Source organism: Streptomyces sp. NPDC054770, assembly GCF_053611985.1.
The window spans coordinates 21376-41447 of record NZ_JBSHBL010000084.1 but is presented as its reverse complement, the minus strand read 5'-3'; the positions used below and the strand labels follow the sequence as shown (position 1 = coordinate 41447).

The window sequence follows — 20072 nt, the reverse complement described above, 5'->3', positions numbered from 1 at the left end:
CGTCCCCTCGATGGGGCCCGCCCCCGATGCCTTCCGGTGCCGGGCCCCTTCTCCGTGCCGGCCGCTCCGGACCCTCAACCGGAGAAGCCGACATGCGCGAGCCGCAGTGGGCCGCGCAGTCCGATGCGGACGTCGTGGACGCCCTCGGTGACGATGCCGGCGGTGAGCGAGGTGTACGTGTACGGATCCGGCGTCGGCTCGGCGAGCGTCAGCGCCGCCAGCAACGGGCCGCCGTCGAGGGAGAGTTCCAGCGTGCCCGAGCCCGACACCCGTGCGGTCACCGCCGTGACCCCGGTGCCGAAGTCGCAGCCCCGGTAGAGGAGTTCGCCCGGGCCGTCGCCCTGCGGCGTGACCGCGTCGCCGTCCGTCTTCGTGCGGTCCACGATCGCGATACCCGACTGCTCGTCGAAGTCCGCCGCCGCCAGGCCGTGTTCGGCGGCGGGGCGCGGTGCCGTCGGCTCGCCGTCCAGAACCACGGTCGTACGGAGGCGGATGTCCTCGCTGGACGCGCCGGCCAGCACGTCGTACGGGCCGCCCTCCAGGCGTGGTCCGCCGCGTGCCACGTCCCAGAACTCGAAGGCGGAGAGGGGGACTTCGAAGGTCAGAGCGGTCCACTCGCCGGGGCGCAGGGTGAGCCTGTGGTGGGCGAGGAGTTCGCGGCGCGGGCGTACCGACGACGGCTCGACGGCCCGGGTGTAGAGCTGGGCCACCTCGTCCGCCGTCACATCGCCCGTGTTGGCGACCGTGAAGGAGACCCGGAGCGTGCCGTCCGCCACCTCGGTCGCCAGATCCGCGTAGGCGAAGGACGCGTAGGACAGGCCGTGGCCGAACGGGAAGAGCGGGGTGCCCTCGAAGTAGAGGTACGTCTGGCGGGAGCCCAGCACGTCGTAGTCGAGCAGGCCGGGCAGGTCGGCGTCGGCCGCGTACCAGGTCTGCGGGAGGCGGCCCGCGGGGGAGACGTCCCCGGCGAGGACGCGGGCGAGGGCGGTGCCGGCCGCCTGGCCGCCGTGCGCCGTCCAGAGCACGGCCGGCAGCCGGGCCGTGTCCACCGCGTACGGGTACGACGACACCAGTGCCAGCACCGTGTGCGGGTTCGCGGCGCGGGCGGCGCGCAGCAGGCGCTCCTGGTGCGGGGGCAGGGCCAGGGTCGTGCGGTCCTCGGTCTCGCGGCCGTTGATGTGCGGGTCGTTTCCCGCTACCACCAGGACCGCGTCGGCCGCGGCGGCGACCCTGGCGACGGCGTCCGTACCGCGTTCGACGATGATCAATTCGAAGATCGATGCGTTTTCGTCGGCAACCTTCACCCCGTCGGCGGCGACAGAGACGTGGCGACCCGTGCCGAGATGCCGGAGGAGGTGACCGTTCTCATGGGGTTCCAGGCGGAATGTCTCCTGGACGACCCAGCCACCGGGCTGGTCCGCGGCGGCGCGGACGAAGCCGTCCTCGGCGACGGAGAGATAGCGGCCGTCCGGGGCGCGGAGGGTGAGGACGTCCTCGCCCCAGTCGGCCAGTGCGAACTCGGTGCCGGTGGGGTCGGTGGTGAGGGGAGGGAGGTCGGTGCGGCCCGCGAGCAGTGCCGGGTCCAGGGCGCCCTCCTCGCCGCGCACCTCGTCGGCGGCCTCGGGGGCGGTCGGCACGTGCAGGAAGGTGCCGTCCATGAGCCGCAGCCGGACCCGGTCCACCCCCTCCGCGAACTCCACGCGCTGCGCGCCGAACCGCTCGTACAGGCCCTCCAGCGGGGTGGAGCGGTGGATCAGGGTGCCGCTGTACCAGTCGAGTTTGCACTCGTCGGCGAGCAGGCCGACCACGGCGATCCGGGCGTCGGGCGCGAGCGGCAGCAGGTCGCCGTCGTTCTTGAGCAGGACGACCGCCTGCTCGGCCGCCTCCTGGGCGAGGGCGCGGTGCGCCGGGGTGTCGAACGCGGCGGACCCCGCGGAGCTCGCGTCCGGTCCGTCCTGCGGGTCGAACTCGCCGAGGCGGAAGCGGACCGAGAGCTGGCGGCGCACGGCCGCGTCGATGTCGGCCTCGGTCAACAGGCCCTGAGCCAGCGCCCCCTGGACCCGTGCGACGATCTGCGAGCTGTCCGTGCCGTGGTCGGTGAAGCTGTCGACGCCGGCGAGGAGGGCGGCCGCCGTGGCCTCCTCGTGCGTGTCGAAGTAGTGCTCGTGGTCGACCAGGTTGCTGGGCGCGCCGGCGTCCGAGCAGACCAGCAGCTCCTCGTCGGTCCAGGTGCGCAACTGCTCGCGCAGGTACGGGGAGACGTGGTTGGGGCGGCCGTTGACCAGGTTGTACGCGGGCATCACCCCGGCCACCGCGCCCGCCTCCACGGTCTCCCGGAAGGCGCGCAGGTCGTACTCGTGCAGCACCCGCGGGCGGACCGAGGACGAGGAGACGGCCCGGTCCGTCTCGTTGTTGTGGGCCAGCCAGTGCTTCAGGACGGGGGCCGTGCGCCAGTACACCGGGTGGTCGCCGCGCAGGCCGCGGGTGTAGGCGGTGGCGATGGCGGAGGTGAGCTTCGGGTCCTCGGAGTAGCCCTCCTCGTTGCGGCCCCACAGCGGGTGGCGCAGCAGGTTCACCGTGGGGGCCCAGACGTTGAGGCCGACCCGGTCGTCGCGGGCGCGCATGGCCCGCACCTCCTCGGACACGGCCTCCCCGACCCGTCGTACGAGATCGGTGTTCCAGGTCGCGCCGAGCCCCACCGCCTGCGGGAACACCGTCGCCGGGCCCATCCAGGCCACCCCGTGCAGGGCCTCCTGGCCGGTGCGGAAGGCGGCGATGCCGAGGCGCTCCACGGCGGGCGCGAACTGGTGCAGGAAGGAGACCTTCTCGTCCAGGGTGAGCCGTGCCAGCAGATCGTCGATGCGCTTCGCGAACGGCAGGTGCGGATCGCGGAAAGGCGGCGCGGGCGGCGTTTTTGCGGTCACGTGCGGTTCCCCTTGCGCTGGAGCGGTGAGGCTCTTTCGAAGCGCTTCGATGCTCATTCGACGCAGGGGTGGGTGTCAAGGGATGCTCAGCGAGATTTCAAGTGGCGCATACGGACAGGTCACCCCCGATACCTCGGAGGAATCTTGGAGGCGACCCTTGTGTACCCCCGGGTGTTCACTTAACCTCGCAGCAACATCGAAGCGCTTCGACTAGTCGAACAGCCGGTCAACCGGTCAGTCGGTCCTCCGGTGAGCCGGTCAGCCGGTTCCTGCCAGGGACGCATGACAACGGGTCGGAGGATCGCTTCAGCTCAGCCAGTTCCACTCGAGACACCGCAGCCGACGGCCACCGCCGGGTGTCCTGGTGCGCCATGAAGGGTTGACGCAATGACGCCGAACGCCGCTTCCGCCTCCTCCGGGCCGAGCCGGAGAAGTTTCCTCGCCTCCACGGCCGTCGCCACCGCAGCGGTGGCGGGCGGGATGCCGCTGCTCGCCGCCTGCGGGGCGGCGGACAGCGGTTCGGGAGGGGGCTCCTCCTCGGGGAAGGATGCGAAGAAGCTGCTGCCGGCCTACGTCGCCAACAACGTGGTGACCCCGGACATCCCGTCGAAGTACGGCTCGTCGATCGGCTTCACCAGCAAGCTCGACCTGGCGACCCTGAAGACCTCGGTCCCGAAGAAGCTCGGCAAGGGCGGCAAGGTCACCGTCATGTCGCCGTTCTGGGGTTCCCCGCCCAAGCAGGACAACCCCTACTACAACGCGATGAACGACATGATCGGCGTCGACGTCGAGTGGCAGAACCAGGACGGCAACACCTACGACCAGAAGCTGGGCGCGGTCCTCGCCTCCAGCGACGTACCGGACGTCGTGGTCATCCCGAACTGGAACATGGGCGGGAAGATACCCACCGCCATCATCAGCAAGTTCGCCGACCTCGGCCCGTACCTGTCGGGCGACAAGGTCAAGGACTACCCGAACCTCGCCGCCATCCCGACCGACGCCTGGCGGCGCTGCATCTTCGGCGGCAAGCTGCGCGGACTGCCGATGCCGTCCTCGTACGTCACCAACATCGTGCCCTTCTACCGCAAGGACATCTTCGACAAGGAGGGCTACCAGGTCCCGCGCTCGGCGGACGAGTTCATGTCCCTCGCCAAGGAGATCACCAACGCCAAGGCCAAGCGCTGGGCCTGCATGGACATGAAGTGGACCGCCTGGCAGATGTTCAGCGTCCTGTCCGGCAGCGAGAAGCCGCTCGGCTGGAACCTCGTCGACGGCAAGCTCATCAACCGCATCGAGACCGACGAGTACCTCGAAGCGCTGGAGTGGACCCGCAAGCTCTTCGCCGCCGGGGTCGTGCACCCCGACGCCCTGCTCGGCAAGAACGCCCCCGACCCGGGCCCCAAGTTCGCGGCCGGCGAGTTCCTCGTCTACGCCCAGGACATCAGCCAGTGGTGGAGCCGCACCGCCGAACAGGCCACCCAGAACCCGGACTACAAGATCTGGGGCATGGACGTCTACGCCCACGACGGCGGCAACCCGCAGGTCTGGGCCGAGCAGCCGGCCGGCATCTTCGCCTTCGTCAACAAGAAGGCCTCCGAGTCCGTCATCCGCGACGTGCTGGCCGTCGCCAACGTCACCGCCGCGCCGTACGGCACCAAGGAGTACATGGCCACCGAGTACGGCGTCGAGGGCACCCACTACACCGTCAAGAACGGCGTGCCCACCAAGACCACCCGGGGCAACAACGAGGTTCTCAACGCCTACGTCATGATCGCGAGCCCCGCCGCCACCATCGCCCACCCCGACTTCCCGGACGTCGCCAAGGCCCAGGTGGAGTGGCAGCAGCGGATGGGCTCCTTCACCAGGAAATCCAGCTTCTTCGGCCAGATGATCACCGAGCCGTCCCGCTACACCAACCTCATGGACGACTTCGAGACGCTGGAAGACGACATCACCCGCGGCCGCAAGAAGATCAGCGACATGCAGCAGGCCGTCGCCGAATGGAAGACCAAGGGCGGCGACAAGCTGCGCGACTGGTACCAGAAGCTGCTCGACGACAGCGGTTCGGCGAGCTGACCGGGCACTGAGGCAAGGAGAACGGCCGTGTCCCACAGCACGGTGCCTCGCAGCAGGGCCGAGGCAGACGACGACGGCGCGGGGCGGACTCCGGTGGCGTCCGGCGGCGCCACCGGAACCGGGAAGAGGACGAAGACCGGGAAGCTCGGCCTGCGTCTCAGATTCAGACGCGACCGCACCCTGATCCTGATGACCCTGCCGGCGGTCCTGCTGCTCCTGGTCTTCAACTACCTGCCGATCCTCGGCAACATCGTCGCCTTCCAGGACTACGACCCGTACGTCAGCGACAACGGCATCGTCTCCATGCTGCACAGCGCATGGGTGGGCGTCGAGAACTTCCAGCAGATCTTCGCCGACTCCGCCTTCTGGAACGCGGTGAAGAACACCCTGGTGCTGTTCTTCCTCCAGCTCGTGCTCTTCTTCCCGATCCCGATCGCCCTCGCACTGCTCATCAACAGCGTGCTCCGCCCCCGGGTGCGGGCGCTCGCGCAGGCGGTCCTGTACCTCCCGCACTTCTTCTCCTGGGTGCTGGTCATCTCCGTCTTCCAGCAGATCTTCGGCGGCGCGGGCCTGTTGTCACAGCTGCTGCGGCAGCACGGCTACGACGGCCTGGACATCATGACCGACCCGTCGACCTTCAAGTTCCTGGTCACGGCGGAGGGCGTCTGGAAGGACGCGGGCTGGGGGATCATCGTCTTCCTGGCGGCGCTGGCGTCCGTGAGCCCGGACCTCTACGAGGCCGCCGCGATGGACGGCGCGGGCCGCTGGCGCCGCATCTGGCACGTCACGCTCCCCGCCCTGCGCCCGGTGATCGCACTGCTGCTGGTGCTGCGGGTGGGCGACGCGCTGACGGTCGGCTTCGAACAGATCCTGTTGCAACGCGATGCCGTCGGGCCGGGGGCCGCCGAGGTCCTCGACACCTTCGTCTGGTGGAACGGCGTCCGCAACCAGGACTTCGGCTACGCGGCCGCCGCCGGGCTCATCAAGGGCGTGGTCAGCCTCGGCCTGGTCCTCGCCGCGAACAAGGTGGCCCATCTCATGGGCGAGCAGGGGGTGTACAAGAAATGACCGCCGTCATCGACAAACCGCCCACGCGGGAACGGCCGCCGTCCCGGTGGGCCGCGCCGCCCCGCCCGGCGTGGGAGGAGGAACCGAGCGCGGCCGGCGTGGCCGGCAAGGGCCTGGTCCTGACCCTGGCCTGCCTCGGCGTCCTCTTCCCGCTCTGGATCGTGGTCGTCACCAGCCTGTCCTCCCGCAAGACCATCGACGAGGCCGGCGGCCTCGTGATGATCCCCAAGGGCATCACCTTCGTCGCCTACCGGGAACTCCTCAGCGGCGGCCAGGTCACCCGGGCCACGGTCATCAGCATCCTGATCACCCTCGTCGGCACGGCGTTCTCGATGACCGTGTCGGTCCTGTGCGCCTACGGCCTCTCCCGCATCGGGTCGCTCGGCCACCGCTGGTTCCTGATGCTGCTGATGGCGACGATGTTCTTCAGCGCCGGCCTGATCCCGACCTACCTGCTGGTCCAGTCCCTGGGCCTGACCGACAGCTACCTCGCCCTGATCCTGCCGAGCGCGGTGAGCGTCTTCAACATCCTCGTCCTGCGCGGGTTCTTCATGGGCATCTCGCCCGAACTGACCGACAGCGCGCGCATCGACGGTGCGGGCGACCTCCGGATCCTGTGGCAGATCGTCATGCCGCTGTCCCGGGCGGTCCTCGCGGTCATCACCCTCTTCTACGCGGTCGGGTACTGGAGCGCCTGGTTCAACGCGTCCCTGTACCTCAACGACCAGGACAAGATGCCGTTGCAGAACGTCATGATCCAACTGGTCCAGAAGCAGCAGGCCCCGGTGGGGCTGGGTCAGGCGATCAAGACGGGCGAGCTGTCGTACCTGTCCGTCCAGATGGCGGTGATGGTGATGGCACTGCTGCCGGTGGCGGTGCTTTCGCCTTTCGTCCAGAAGCACTTCAAGAAGGGGATGCTGACCGGGGCGGTGAAGGGGTAGCCGACTTCTCCTTCCGGAGGGGGTGGCGGGGAGCGCCGGCGACCGCGGTTGCGATGTGGCTGGTCGCGCCCACGCGGCGGCAGCCGCTCATCGATACAGCCCCGCGCCCCTTCAGGGCGCACAGCTGCGGGCAGTCGTGCCGCTGGGGCGGCACGGGTGGGCGCAGCGGCACCCTGCCAGCGCCGGTAAGCGACACCCCCCGCCCCCACCCCGGCCCACACACCGAACTCACCGAAGGTCCCCCATGCCCATCCTGAGCCGCAGAACCGTCCTCGCCGGCACCGCAGCGACCGCCGCCCTCACCGCCCTCCCGATCCCCACCGCCCACGCGGCCGAGCCCCAGCCGCAGGCGTACCGCTGGCGCAACGCGGTGATCGGCGGCACCGGATTCGTCACCGGCGTCCTCTTCCACCCCACCACCCCCGGCCTCGCCTACGCCCGCACCGACATCGGCGGCGCCTACCGCTGGGACGCCCGTACCGCCCGCTGGACCCCTCTCACCGACCACCTCGGCTGGGACGACTGGAACCTCCTCGGTGTGGAGGCCCTCGCCGTCGACCCCGCCCATCCCGACCGGCTCTACCTCGCCCTCGGCACCTACGCCCAGTCCTGGGCCGGCAACGGCGCGGTCCTGCGCTCCGACGACCGCGGCGCCACCTGGACCCGCAGCGACCTCACCGTGAAACTCGGCGCCAACGAGGACGGCCGGGGCATGGGCGAGCGGCTCCTCGTCGACCCGCGGGACAGCGACACCCTGTGGCTGGGGACCAGACACGACGGGCTGCTCAAGTCGACGGACCGGGGCGCCACCTGGGCGGCGGCCACCGGCTTCCCGGCCGCCCCGTCCGCCTCCGGCCAGGGCGTCAGCCTGCTCGTCGCCGTCGGCCGTGCCGTCTACGCCGGCTGGGCGGACGGGGACGGCGAGGCTTTCGCCGTCAATCTCCACCGCACCACCGACGGCACCACCTGGGAGGCCGTCCCCGGCCAACCCACCGGCACCGCCGCCAGGATCCCGGTCCGCGCCGCCTACGACCGCCATGCCCGGGAGCTGTACGTGACGTACGCCGACGCCCCCGGCCCCAACGGCCAGGCGGACGGCAGCGTGCACAAGCTCGCCGTGGCCACCGGGCGGTGGACGGACGTCACCCCGGCCGTGCCCGGCGCCGGCGACACCTTCGGCTACGGCGGGGTCGCCGTCGACGCCCGCCGGCCCGGCACCGTCGTCGTCTCCACGAACAACCGGTGGACGGCCGTGGACACCCTCTACCGGACCACCGACGGCGGCCGCACCTGGACGTCCCTCAAGGACTCCGCCGTCTTCGACGTGTCGGAGACTCCCTTCCTCAAGTGGGGCGGCGACCAGCCGAAGTTCGGCTGGTGGATCCAGGCCGTGGCCGTCGACCCGTACGACTCGGAGCACATCGTCTACGGCACCGGCGCCACCCTCTACGGCACCCGCGACCTCGTCCACTGGGCCCCGCGGATCCGCGGCCTGGAGGAGACCTCCGTACTGCAGCTGGTGTCGCCCCCGGCCGGGGAGGCGCACCTGCTGAGCGGCTCGGGGGACATCGGCGTCCTGTACCACGAGCGGCTCACCGCGTCTCCGTCCCGCGGGATGGCCACGAACCCGGTGTTCGGGTCGGCGACGGGGCTCGCGCAGGCCGCGGGCAGGCCGGCGTACGTGGTCCGCACCGGCTGGGGCGACAACGGCAACGGCGCCTTCTCGGACGACGGGGGCCGGACCTGGGCGCCCTTCGCCGCCCAGCCCTCCCTCGCCCACGACGCGCCGGGGCCGATCGCCGCCAACGCCGATGGCAGCGTGCTGCTGTGGTCCTTCGTGCACTGGGACGGGACCAAGTACCCCGCCCACCGGTCGGACGACAACGGCGCCACCTGGACCGAGATCTCCTCCTTCCCGAAGGGCGCCACGCCGGTCGCCGACCCGGCCGACCCGACGCTGTTCTACGCGTACGACACCGACACAGGAACGCTACAAGCCAGCACTGACAGTGGCCGTTCGTTCACGGCGCGTGCAACCGGGCTGCCCTCCGGCGACAGCCAGTTCCAGCTGGTCGCGGCCCCGGGCAGGTCCGGTGACCTGTGGCTGAGCGTCAAGTGGAACGGGTTGTACCGGTCCACTGACGGGGGCACCACGTTCACCAAGGTCGCCAGCTGCTGGGCGGCCTACACGCTCGGCTTCGGCAGGGCCGCCGACGGCGCCGGTTACCCGGCGATCTATCTCGTCGGCTCCACGGAGGCCGTCACGGCCGTCTACCGTTCCGACGACGAGGCCGGGACCTGGGTCCGTATCAACGACGACCGCCACCAGTGGGGCTGGATCGGGCAGGCCGTCACCGGCGACCCGCGCGTGTACGGCAGGGTCTACCTGGCCACCAACGGGCGCGGCATCCAGTACGGGGACCTGGTCCGATGACCGGCGGGACACAGCGGCCGAGGCTCTCCGACGCCACCCGCGGGCGGATTCTCTTCGGCGGCGACTACAACCCCGAGCAGTGGCCCGAGGAGACCTGGCAGGAGGACGTCCGGCTGATGACGGACGCCGGCGTCAACTCCGTGACCATGGGTGTCTTCTCCTGGGCAAGGCTCGAACCGCGGCCGGGGGAGCGGGACTTCGGCTGGCTGGACCGGCTCATGGACCTGATGCACGACCACGGCATCGGCGTCGTCCTCGCCACCCCCACCTCGTCACCGCCGCCGTGGCTGGGGCGGCTGCACCCGGACACCCTGCCCCGGGACGCCGACGGCCGCACCGAGTGGTGGGGCGGCCGCCAGCACTTCTCGCACTCCAGCGCCACCTATCGCCGCCACGCCGCCGCCATCACCGAGGACCTCGCCGCCCGCTACGCCGGCCACCCCGCCCTCACCCTGTGGCACATCAACAACGAGTACTGCACCTTCGACTACGGCGACGAGGCCGCCGCCGCCTTCCGCCGCTGGCTGCGGGAGCGCTACGGCACCCTCGACGCCCTCAACTCCGCCTGGGGCACGGCCTTCTGGAGCCAGGGCTACGACACCTGGGACGGCATCCTGCCGCCTCGCCACGCGCACTACATGAAGAACCCCACCCAGGTGCTGGACTTCCGCCGCTTCACCTCCGACATGCTCCTGGAGTGCTACGCGGCCGAACGGGACATCGTCGCCCGGCACACCCCGCACATCCCGGTGACCACCAACTTCATGCCGCTGTGGAGCGGCCAGGACGCCTGGCGCTGGGCGGCCGAGGAGGACGTCGTCTCCGTCGACCTCTACCCCGACCCGCGGGACCCGCTGGGCCCACAGCACGGCGCGCTCGTCCACGACCTCACCCGCTCCCAGGCGCGCGGCCCCTGGATGCTCATGGAACAGGCCGCCGGGTCGGTCAACTGGCGCGGGGTGAACCACCCCAAGCCCCGCGGCCTCAACCGCCAGTGGTCCCTCCAGGCCGTGGCCCGGGGCGCGGACGCCGTCTGCTACTTCCAGTGGCGGCAGTCGAGACAGGGCGCGGAGAAGTTCCACTCCGGGATGGTCAGCCACGCGGGGGAGGAGGGCCGTACGTTCCAGGAGGTCAAGCGGCTCGGCGCCGAACTGGCCGGAATCAGCCGTGAGGTGACCGACCGTCACGTCAATGCCGGCATCGCGGTGCTCCACGACTGGCACTCCTGGTGGGCCGGCGCCCACGGGGGCCGGCTCTCCGCCGAGGTGGACCTCCCGGACGTCCTGCACGCCTGGCACCGGGCCCTGTGGGAGTCCAACCTCACCACCGACTTCGCCCACCCCGAACACGACCTGTCCTCCTACAAGCTGGTCGTCGTCCCGCAGCTCTACCTCCTCACCGACACCGCGATCGACAACCTCCTCGCCTATGTCCGCGGCGGCGGCACCCTGGTCAGCGGCTTCCTGACCGGCATCGCCGACGAGGACGACCGGATCCGCCCGGGCGGCATGGACGTACGGCTGCGCGAGCTCTTCGGCATCCGCACCCTGCACGAGTGGTGGCCGCTGGACGCGGGGGAGACCGTCGCGTGCGAGGGCTTCCGGGGAACCCTGTGGTCGGAGGAGATCGAGGCCGCGCCCGGCGTCACGGAGACCGTGCCTTACCAGGGCGGGGAACTCGACGGGCTGCCCGCCGTGCTGCGCACCGGACGGGCCTGGTACCTCTCCACGCTCCCGGAGCCGGAGGCGCTGCGGCGGCTGCTCGGCCGGATCGCGGCGGACGCGGGGGTGCGCCCGGTGCTCGACGGCCTGCCCGCGGGCGTCGAGGCGGTCCGCCGGGGCGAACTGCTGTTCCTGTTCAACCACGGCCGTGAAGAGGTGAAGATCCCCTTCATGGGAACACATCGAGACCTGCTGACCGGTACGACCGTCACGGGCGAGGTCGTCCTCGGCCGCTACGGAGCGGCGGTGCTCAAGCCATGACCGCCACCGGCACCACCGAAGAAGCCGGCGCCGCCACCGGCCCCGTCCACGGCACCTGGGAGCCCGCCCCGGCCGCGTGCTGGGAGGACGCCTTCCTGAGCGGCAACGGCCGACACGGCGTCCTCGTGTTCGGCGATCCGAACGACGATCGCGTCATCGTCACCCATCACACCCTCGTCCGCCCGAACGGCGGCGAACACGCCCGCCCGCCCCGCCTGGCGGCCGAACTCACGGGCGTTCAGGACAGGTTGCTCGCCGGGGAGTCCGACGCCGCCGAGAGCTTCACCGACGGCCGCCCGCTCCAGTGGGTCCAGCCCTTCCACCCCGCCTTCCAGATCCGGCTGCGCAGACCGCACGGCCGCCCCGACGGCTACCGCCGCTCCATCGACTTCACCACCGGCGAGGTCACCGCCACCGCCGCCGACTGGACCAGCCGGGTCTTCGTCTCCCGCGCGGACGACGTGATCGTGCAGCAGGTCACCGGCACCGCCGGCCTCGCCCTCGACCTCGACATCGCCCTCGACCACCGGCTCCCCGGCGCGCCGTCCGGCCTGGGCGTCGGGCACGGCGCGCTGCGCACCCCCGAGGGCGCACTGCTCAGCCTGCGCGCCCGCTACCCCGACAGCGACCGCGCCTACACCGGCATCACCCTCGTCGCCGTCACCGGCGGCACCACCGAACTCGTCCCGCCGGGCGTCCGCGCGAGCGGCGCCGAGTCCGTCCTCCTCCTCACCCGCGTCCGCCGCCACACCGGCGAACTCGACGTGACCGCCGAGGCCCGCGAACTGGGCGACCTGCTCGCCGGCCGGCAGTCGTACGACGCGCTGCTCGCCCGCCACCTCGGCCCGCACCGCACCGCCTACACGCGGGCCGCTCTGGACCTGGCCGCCGACCCGGCCGAACGCGCCCTGCCCGGCTCCCAGTTGCTCCGGAAGCCCGCCGGAGCTGCCCTCCTGGAACGGCTCTTCGCCGCCGGCCGCTACCACCTGCTCTCCGCCTCCGGCCTCAACCCGCCCCGCCTGACCGGACTGTGGACCGGTGACTGGGACACCGCCTGGTCCGGCGCCTTCACCAACGACGCCAACGTCAACCTCCAGACGGCCTCGGCCGCGGCCGCCGCGCTGCCCGAAGTCACGCAGGCCTGCGCCGCACTGATCCGGCGTCAGCTCGGCGACTGGCGGGAGAACGCCCGCGCGGTGTTCGGTGCCCGGGGCGCGGTCGCGCCCGCGCACAGCGACGGCGAGTCCGGGCTGGCCTACCACTTCAGCCGGGAATACCCCCTGCACCTGTGGACGGCCGGCGCCGACTGGCTGCTCAAGCCGCTCGTCGACCACGACGAGATCCGCGGCGAGCGCGATCCGGGTACGGCGGCGGCGCTGGCCGAAGTCGCCTGGTTCTACGAGGACTTCCTGACCCGGACCGACGGCGACGGCCACCTCGTGATCGTGCCCTCCTACTCACCCGAGAACCGGCCCGCGAACGCGAGCTGGGGCGCCGTCAACGCGGCGATGGACCTCTCCGCCGCCCGGCACGCCCTGCGCACCGCGGCCGACTACCACCCGGGCCCGGACGCCGACCGCTGGCGCGCCCTCGCCGACCGGCTGCCCCCGCACCGCACCAACGCCGACGGCGCGCTCGCCGAATGGGCCTGGCCCGGCCTCGACGACACCTACGACCACCGCCACCTCAGCCACCTCTACGGCGTCTGGCCGCTCGACGAGATCACCCCGTACGACACCCCGGAGCTCGCGGCCGCCGCCCACCGCGCGCTCGAACTGCGCGGCGCCGAGAACGACTCGGCCCACGGCCACCTCCACCACGCGCTCGTCGCCGCCCGCCTGCGCGACGCCGCCCGCGTCTCCGCCGCCCTCGCCCAGGTCCTGGACGGCGACTTCTTCCACGCCTCCCTGATGAGCGCCCACTACCCGCACCGCCACGTCTACAACGCCGACGCCGCACACGCCCTGCCCGCGGTACTGATCGAGGCCCTCGTCCAGTCGACCCCGGACCGGCTCGTTCTGCTCCCCGCACCCCCGGCAGCCCTGGGCCGAGGCCGGCTGACCGGCATCCGCACCCGCTTCGGCGCCGAACTCGACCTCTCCTGGACCCCCGACGGCGCCCGAGCCGTCCTCACACCGCACCGGTCGCTCCGCATCGACCTGTGGACTTCCTCCGGCCGTCGGCCGCTCGACCTCGTCGCCGGAGAAGACCACGTCCTCACCCTGGGGACGTGGTAGCCACCGCACCTCCCCCCACCCATGGAAGGGACACCATGGCAACACGCACACTCGGCAGGGTCGCCACCGCCCTGATCGCCCCCGCACTAGCCCTCGGCGCCACCGTCGGCCTCGCCGCGGCCCCCGCCTCGGCCGCCGTCTGGAGCTCCTGCGACCAGTGGGGCAACACCACGCTGAACGGCTACACCCTCTACAACAACATCTGGGGCTCCGGCGCCGGAGCCCAGTGCATCTGGGCCAACTCCGGTACCAACTGGGGCGTCAACGCCAACCACCCCAACACCGGCGGCATCAAGTCGTACCCCAACTCCAAGAAGGTGATCAACAAGACGATCACCTCTCTCGGGTCGCTCACCAGCAGCTACAACGTGACCGTCCCGTCGTCCGGCGCGTACAACACGTCGTACGACATCTGGGACACCGGATACGCCAACGAGATCATGCTCTGGGTCAACAAGACCGGGGCCGTCGGACCGCTCGGCACCTCGCAGGGCACGCTCACGCTGGGCAGCAACACCTGGACCGTGTACAAGGGCAACAACGGTGCGAACAACGTCTATTCGTTCGTCCGCAGCTCCAACTCCACCTCCGGCACGGTCGACATCCTGCCGATCCTGAAGTGGATCAAGGACACCAAGGGCTGGTTCGGCAATGTCACCATCGGTGACGTGCAGTTCGGCTTCGAGATCACCAGCTCGTCCGGCGGGCTGGACTTCACCGTCAACAGCGAGAGTGTCAGCAGCAGTTGAGTCACCGGGGCGGCCCCGCCACAGGCGGGACCGCCCCTTGCGCCGTCACGCCCGGTCGACCTCGGCGCGCAACGCGTTGTAGTCGGCGAAGGCCGCGTCGACGTCCGCGCGGGTGAGGCCGTAGCGGGCCAGGTCGTAGCTGTGGGCCCGGGCGCCCCTGGGGCGGGCGACGGCCGCGGGCAGGCGGGCTGCGTCGGCCTCGGTCCAGGCGGCGCCGACGGCCGCGTAGAGCTTCGGGGCACCCGCGGCCGGGTCGGAGCCCAGCCAGGAGTACGGCACGTCGACGAGGGATTCGCGGGGGATGCCGGCGCGGGAGGCGAGGCCGCGGGCGGCCGAGCGGGCCAGCAGCTGCAGCCAGGTGGCGCCGAGCTGACCCAGGTCCAGGGGCCGGGTGTTCACCGCCATGCCGTGCTCGACCAGGCTGCAGAACGAGGCCACGGCGGTGGCCGGATCGCGGTGCGTCCACACGATCGTGGCGTCCGGGAAGACCGCGCGCAGCGCGTCCAGGTTCTCCAGGTGCAGCGGCGACTTCAGCACCCAGCGGCGGCGCGGGCGGCCGTACTGGAGCACCTGGTAGATCTGCTTGAGGTAGCGGTAGTCGGCGCCGAAGTCATGGGTCTCGTGCCAGGGCAGGTACTCGGGGATCACCGCCTGGGACAGCGGCATCACGGTGTGCGGCAGCGCGAAGGTGCACTCCTCCGGGCCCTCGGGGCGCAGGTTGTGGATGTGCCGGAAGCGCGGGGAGAAGAGGTTGATGCCGCCGACCAGGCGGCGGGCGGCGGTGATCGCCTTCTCGCGTTCCTCCGCCGGGAGTTCCAGGTCGGGGGAGAGCAGCTCCCAGAGCAGCGGGCAGCGGTGGTCCGCGGAGAGGGCGAGGATGCCGTGGGTGAGCGTGGTGGCGGTGCGCGGCAGGCCCACCACGAACACCGGGCGCTCGATCGGCTCCCGCTCGATCTCGGGGTGTGCGGCGAGCAGCCGCCGGATCCGGGCGCGGTTGGCGAGATGCCGGCCGACGTGTCCGCGGGCGGACAGCCAGCCGACCGGGGTGAGACGCTCGGCCGCCGCCCAACATCGAAGCAGGTGACGGAAGTCGTCGGCGAACCGCTCGTCGTCCTTTGCCGGTCCGGCCGCGTCGAGCAGCCGGCCGAAGGCCCGGTCCGGGGTGCGGCGGGCACGGAAGCCGGGTCTGAGGAGCAGGTTGGCGAGCGTGAGGGGGAACGGGTCCATGGGCACGGCAGCGGAACCCTTCGTGGGGGGACAGCGGAGGGGATACTGACTACCCCCTCCAACTGACCCACCACACCGCCGAGTTGAGACATTTACCGGCCGGTAATGAGAGACGTCGTAATCCGGCCGGACTACTCCGCGACCGGTAGCTCCACCCCGTCGCGCAGGAACAGCGGGATACGGTCCAGCGGCGCGTCCACCGTCACCGCCGTACCGCCCTCGTACGACTCGCCCGTCCACGCGTCCGTCCACCAGGCCCCCGCCGGCAGATACGCCGTGCGGACCGTGGCGCCCGCCGTCAGTACCGGCGCCACCAGGAGGTCACGGCCGAAGAGATACGCGTCGTCGACCGTCCAGGCCGCCTGGTCCTCGGGGAACTCCAGGAACAGCGGCCGCAGCACCGGCAGGCCCTGCTCGTGGGCCTCCCGCATCACCCGGAGGACGTACGGCTTCAGGCGCTCGCGCAGCCGCAGGTACTTCTCCAGGATCGCGCCGGGCTCCTCGCCGTACGACCACACCTCGTTCGGGCCGCCGGTCATGTCCGGGCCCAGCGGCATGCCCGGGTCGCGGAAGCCGTGCAGGCGCATCAGCGGGGAGAGCGCGCCGAACTGGAACCAGCGGACCATCACCTCGCGGTAGGCCGGGTCGTCCGGGTCGCCGCCGTGGAAGCCGCCGATGTCGGTGTTCCACCAGGGGATGCCGGACAGGGCGGTGTTGAGGCCGGCCGCGATCTGGTGGCGCAGGGTCGTGAAGTCGGTGCCGATGTCACCGGACCACAGCGCGGCGCCGTAGCGCTGACTGCCCGCCCACGCCGAACGGTTGAGGGTGACGACCTCCTCGCCCCGCGCCCGCAGGCCCTCGTAGAAGGTCCGGGAGTTCTCGGCGGGGTAGCTGTTGCCGACCTCCAGACCCGGGCCCGTCCAGTAGCGCAGGTTCTCCTGGAAGCCCGGCTTCAGCTCGGGCTCGCAGGCGTCCAGCCAGAAGGCCGTGATGCCGTACGGGTCCAGGTAGTTCTCCTTGACCTTCGACCACACGAACTCCCGGGCCTCCGGGTTGGTGGCGTCGTAGAACGCCACCTGCACGGTCGACGCCACCTCCTTGTCCGGCCAGTCGGCGTGCGCCGTCGGGCCGTACTGGGTGCCGATGAAGTAGCCGCGCTGCTCCATCACCGGGTGGTTCTCGCTCAGCGGGGACACCGACGGCCAGACGCTCACCACCAGCTTGATGCCGAGCTCGTCGAGTTCGCGGACCATCGCGGCCGGGTCCGGCCATTCCTTCGGGTCGAACTTCCAGTCGCCCAGGTGGGTCCAGTGGAAGAAGTCGCAGACGATCGCCGAGACGGGCAGGCCCCGGCGTTTGTACTCCCGTGCCACGGCGAGCAGTTCGTCCTGGGTGCGGTAGCGCAGCTTGCACTGCCAGAAGCCCGCCGCCCACTCCGGCAGCATCGGCGAACGCCCGCTCACCGCACTGTAGTTGCGCTGCCCGTCGGCAGGGGTGCCGACGGTGATCCAGTAGTCGAGCTGGCGGGCCGAGTCGGCCACCCAGCGGGTGCCGTTGCCGGCCAGCTCCACGCGGCCGATCGCCGGGTTGTTCCAGAGCAGGGTGTAGCCGCGGCTGGAGACCAGGACCGGGATCGAGACCTCGGCGTTGCGCTGGACCAGGTCGAGGACCAGGCCCTTCTGGTCGAGGCGCCCGTGCTGGTGCTGGCCCAGGCCGAACAGCCGCTCGCCCTCGTAGGCCGCGAACCGCTGCTCCAGGCGGTGGTGGCCGTTGCCGACCGCGGTGTACAGGCGCGAGCCGGGCCACCAGAAGTGGGCGCGCTGCTCGGCCAGCACCTCCGAGCCGTCGTCGGTGCGCAGGAAGCGGACCAGGCCCTCGGCGGACACCTCGACGGTCAGGGCCCCGACCGTCAACTGCCCTTCCCCGTCGCTGATCTTGACGGTCGCCTCGGTGGCCGGAGGCTCGTCGAGCAGGGCTCCCGGCAGGCCTTCGAGGACCGGGCCGCCGAGCCGGGCCCGCACCCGGACCGCGTCCGGCCCCCACGGCTCGATCCGCAGCGTCTCCTGACGGCCGCTCCACTCCAGCGCACCGTCCCGCTCACGGAACGTCCCGACGGTGGGGGAGGACTGCGCGAGACTGACCTTGGGCTGCGCTGCGGCAGACGGGTTTTCGGCAGGCTGATTCACGAGGCGCGCTCCTGAATGAGTGCAGACATGGGGGTGCCCCGGAACGGCGGGGCACTACAAAGGGTTCAGGACCCGGCCGGCGCCGGTCCCGTGCTCGCTCGTACCGTCAACTCCGGGGCGATCAGGACGACTTCGTCACTGCCCCGGCCGTCCAGCTTGGCGACCAGGTGTTCCACGGCATACCGTCCCATCTCCTGCGCGGGGATGGCGACCGAGGTCAGCCGCACCGAGGCCTGGACGGCGACCTGGTCCGGGCAGATCGCGACCACGGACACGTCCTCCGGCACCGCCCGGCCCTGCTGGCGCAGCAGCGCGAGCAGCGGCTCCACCGCCGACTCGTTCTGGACGACGAAGCCCGTGGTGCCCGGACGTTCGTCGAAGATCCGGGCCAGCGTGACGGTCATCGCGTCGTACCCGCCCTCGCACGGCCGGTGCAGCACCCGAAGGCCCAACTCCCGGGCCCGGGACCGCAGTCCGTCCAGGGTGCGCTCGGCGAAGCCGGTGTGCCGCTCGTAGACCGCCGGGGCCTCGCCGATGACAGCGATGTCACGGTGACCGAGCTTCGCGAGGTGCTCCGCACACAAAGCGCCGGTCGCCCCGAAGTCAAGATCGACGCAGGTCAGCCCGGAGGTGGCGGCGGGCAGGCCGATGAGCACGGAGGGCTGGTCGGTCTGCCTCAGCAGCGGCAGCCGCTCGTCCTCCAGCTCCACGTCCATCAGGATCATGGCGTCGGCGAGCCCGCTGCCGGTCACCCGGCGCACCGCGTCCGGGCCCTCCTCGCCCGTGAGCAGCAGTACGTCGTAGCCGTGCAGCCGGGCCGTGGTGGCCACCGCGATCGCGATCTCCATCATCACCGGCACGTACATGTCCGTACGCAGCGGGATCATCAGCGCGATGATGTTCGACCGGCTGCTGGCCAGGGCCCGGGCGCCCGCGTTCGGGTGGTAGCCCAGCTCCCGGATGCTCTGCTCGACCCGCTGCCGGGTGGTGGTGGAGATGGACCGCTTGCCGCTGAGGACATAGCTCACCGTGCTCGCCGAGACTCCGGCGTGCTGGGCGACCTCGGCGAGGGTGACCATCCAGCTCTCCAAGCTTTGTGAAGCGCTTCGACAGTGCGCATTGCTGACAGGGGCGAGTGAGGGTGGTTCGACAGTAGCTTCAGTGGGGGTGGGTGTCCATAGGTTGTCGAAGCGCTTCGACACCGAATTGACGAGACGCCCTTCGCGTTGATGAGGCGCCCTCGGCAACCTTTCCGGAGGGCGGCGGCCACCAGGAGGTCGTACGGCCGTCCGACGGGTCGTACCCCGAACCGTCCCCCGGAAGGACCCCTCGATGCAACACCGCAGACCGCGCCTGTCCAAGACGGCGAAGACGCTGCTGGCCGCCTCGGTCGCGCTCACCGCCGCCGCGGGTGTCACCGTGGCGCAGGCCGGCGAGCCGAGCAAGAAGTGCACCGCCTTCGACACCGTCACGCTCGGCAAGTATTACCTGAACAACAACCTCTGGGGGCAGGACAAGGGAACGGGCACCCAGTGCGTCTGGGACAACTCCGCATCGGGCTCGACGATCTCCTGGGGGACGTCGTACAGCTGGGCGAACAACAGCAAGGGCACCGACGCGGACGTCAAGTCGTACGCCAGTACGGTGCTCGGCTGGCACTGGGGCTGGAAGGTCGACAAGGCGTCCACCGGCCTGCCGGTCCGGGTCGGCGACCGCAAGAAGATCACCGCCAAGTGGAACTTCTCGCTCAGCTCCGACCCAGGGACCCTGGACGTGGCCTACGACCTCTGGCTGCACGCCAAGAACACCGCGGACTGGCAGGACCAGCCCACCGACGAGATCATGATCTGGCTCAACCGCCAGGGCGGCGCCGGCCCGCTGGGCACCAAGTACGGCAGCGTCAGCCTCGGCGGCGCGATGTGGGACATCTACCGGGGCGACATCGGCTGGAACGTCTACTCCTTCGTCCGCCGTGCCAACACCACAGGCGCCACGCTGAACATCGATGACTTCACCCAGGCCCTGGTCCGCCGCGGACTGCTCGGCAACGACAAGTACCTCTCAGGCATCGAAGCCGGCACCGAGGTCTTCAAGGGCTCGGGGCGGCTGGACACCACGTCGTACTCGGTCGACATCGGCTGAGAATCGCATCGCGCCGGCCGGCCCGTCAGCCGATCGGACCGCGAGGACTGGTGGGGGCGGCCCGTTTCGGGTACCAACGATCCAGTAGCACTGGTCGGTAACGAAC

At 71.1% G+C, this 20072-nt stretch carries 12 protein-coding genes; 8 read left to right on the top strand and 4 right to left on the bottom strand.

All coding sequences use genetic code 11. The features are described 5' to 3' along the window. Positions 1–74: 74 nt before the first annotated feature. Positions 75–2924, bottom strand: coding sequence for a glycoside hydrolase family 3 C-terminal domain-containing protein (locus ACWGKQ_RS43265; RefSeq protein ID WP_453297546.1), 2850 nt, complete (start codon positions 2922–2924; stop codon positions 75–77). A gap of 387 nt (positions 2925–3311) precedes the next feature. Between ACWGKQ_RS43265 and ACWGKQ_RS43260 the strand changes: the two genes are divergently transcribed. The 7 genes from ACWGKQ_RS43260 (at position 3312) to ACWGKQ_RS43230 (ending at position 14411) form a co-directional block, all read left to right on the top strand. Beyond that, positions 3312–5000 carry an extracellular solute-binding protein gene (locus ACWGKQ_RS43260; RefSeq protein WP_453297545.1) on the top strand — a complete coding sequence of 563 codons (1689 nt, stop codon included), beginning with the start codon at positions 3312–3314 and terminating at the stop codon, positions 4998–5000. A 27-nt stretch (positions 5001–5027) separates the two neighbouring features. After that, positions 5028–6068, top strand: coding sequence for an ABC transporter permease (locus ACWGKQ_RS43255; protein ID WP_453297544.1), 1041 nt, complete (start codon positions 5028–5030; stop codon positions 6066–6068). Then, entirely contained in the window at positions 6065–7009 is a 945-nt protein-coding gene (locus ACWGKQ_RS43250) for a carbohydrate ABC transporter permease (RefSeq protein WP_453297543.1), read from the top strand. The genes ACWGKQ_RS43255 and ACWGKQ_RS43250 overlap by 4 nt, the downstream gene beginning before the upstream one ends. 244 nt (positions 7010–7253) lie before the next feature. Further along, the gene (locus ACWGKQ_RS43245) at positions 7254–9443 is read left to right on the top strand and encodes a 1,4-beta-glucanase (RefSeq protein ID WP_453297542.1); all 2190 of its coding nucleotides are present in this window, start codon (positions 7254–7256) and stop codon (positions 9441–9443) included. Continuing rightward, positions 9440–11425, top strand: coding sequence for a beta-galactosidase (locus tag ACWGKQ_RS43240; protein ID WP_453297541.1), 1986 nt, complete (start codon positions 9440–9442; stop codon positions 11423–11425). The genes ACWGKQ_RS43245 and ACWGKQ_RS43240 overlap by 4 nt, the downstream gene beginning before the upstream one ends. Beyond that, on the top strand, positions 11422–13662 hold the full coding sequence (locus ACWGKQ_RS43235; RefSeq protein ID WP_453297540.1) for a glycosyl hydrolase family 95 catalytic domain-containing protein: 2241 nt from the start codon (positions 11422–11424) through the stop codon (positions 13660–13662). The genes ACWGKQ_RS43240 and ACWGKQ_RS43235 overlap by 4 nt, the downstream gene beginning before the upstream one ends. 35 nt (positions 13663–13697) lie before the next feature. Beyond that, on the top strand, positions 13698–14411 hold the full coding sequence (locus ACWGKQ_RS43230) for a glycoside hydrolase family 12 protein (RefSeq protein ID WP_453297539.1): 714 nt from the start codon (positions 13698–13700) through the stop codon (positions 14409–14411). A gap of 45 nt (positions 14412–14456) precedes the next feature. On the opposite strand, the gene ACWGKQ_RS43225 is transcribed toward ACWGKQ_RS43230, so the two are convergent. From ACWGKQ_RS43225 to ACWGKQ_RS43215, 3 genes are all read right to left on the bottom strand, one after another. Next, positions 14457–15638, bottom strand: a complete 1182-nt coding sequence (locus ACWGKQ_RS43225; RefSeq protein WP_453297548.1) for a sulfotransferase family protein — start codon at positions 15636–15638, stop codon at positions 14457–14459. 131 nt (positions 15639–15769) lie between these two features. Further along, a complete protein-coding gene (locus ACWGKQ_RS43220; RefSeq protein ID WP_453297538.1) occupies positions 15770–17824 on the bottom strand; it encodes a glycoside hydrolase family 31 protein in 2055 nt (684 codons plus the stop codon). A 65-nt stretch (positions 17825–17889) separates the two neighbouring features. Next, positions 17890–18903, bottom strand: a complete 1014-nt coding sequence (locus ACWGKQ_RS43215) for a LacI family DNA-binding transcriptional regulator (protein ID WP_453297537.1) — start codon at positions 18901–18903, stop codon at positions 17890–17892. A gap of 253 nt (positions 18904–19156) precedes the next feature. Between ACWGKQ_RS43215 and ACWGKQ_RS43210 the strand changes: the two genes are divergently transcribed. Beyond that, entirely contained in the window at positions 19157–19966 is an 810-nt protein-coding gene (locus ACWGKQ_RS43210) for a GH12 family glycosyl hydrolase domain-containing protein (protein ID WP_453297536.1), read from the top strand. The last annotated feature ends 106 nt before the right edge of the window (positions 19967–20072 follow it).

Excerpts from the sequence above, each read along its gene's own strand:
- ACWGKQ_RS43240 (WP_453297541.1), top strand. The coding sequence starts at position 9,440 with ATGACCGGCGGGACACAGCGGCCGAGGCTCTCCGACGCCACCCGCGGG.
- ACWGKQ_RS43245 (WP_453297542.1), top strand. The coding sequence starts at position 7,254 with ATGCCCATCCTGAGCCGCAGAACCGTCCTCGCCGGCACCGCAGCGACC.
- ACWGKQ_RS43260 (WP_453297545.1), top strand. The coding sequence starts at position 3,312 with ATGACGCCGAACGCCGCTTCCGCCTCCTCCGGGCCGAGCCGGAGAAGT.
- ACWGKQ_RS43250 (WP_453297543.1), top strand. The coding sequence starts at position 6,065 with ATGACCGCCGTCATCGACAAACCGCCCACGCGGGAACGGCCGCCGTCC.
- ACWGKQ_RS43225 (WP_453297548.1), bottom strand. The coding sequence starts at position 15,638 with ATGGACCCGTTCCCCCTCACGCTCGCCAACCTGCTCCTCAGACCCGGC.
- ACWGKQ_RS43235 (WP_453297540.1), top strand. The coding sequence starts at position 11,422 with ATGACCGCCACCGGCACCACCGAAGAAGCCGGCGCCGCCACCGGCCCC.
- ACWGKQ_RS43210 (WP_453297536.1), top strand. The coding sequence starts at position 19,157 with ATGCAACACCGCAGACCGCGCCTGTCCAAGACGGCGAAGACGCTGCTG.
- ACWGKQ_RS43230 (WP_453297539.1), top strand. The coding sequence starts at position 13,698 with ATGGCAACACGCACACTCGGCAGGGTCGCCACCGCCCTGATCGCCCCC.
- ACWGKQ_RS43215 (WP_453297537.1), bottom strand. The coding sequence starts at position 18,903 with ATGGTCACCCTCGCCGAGGTCGCCCAGCACGCCGGAGTCTCGGCGAGC.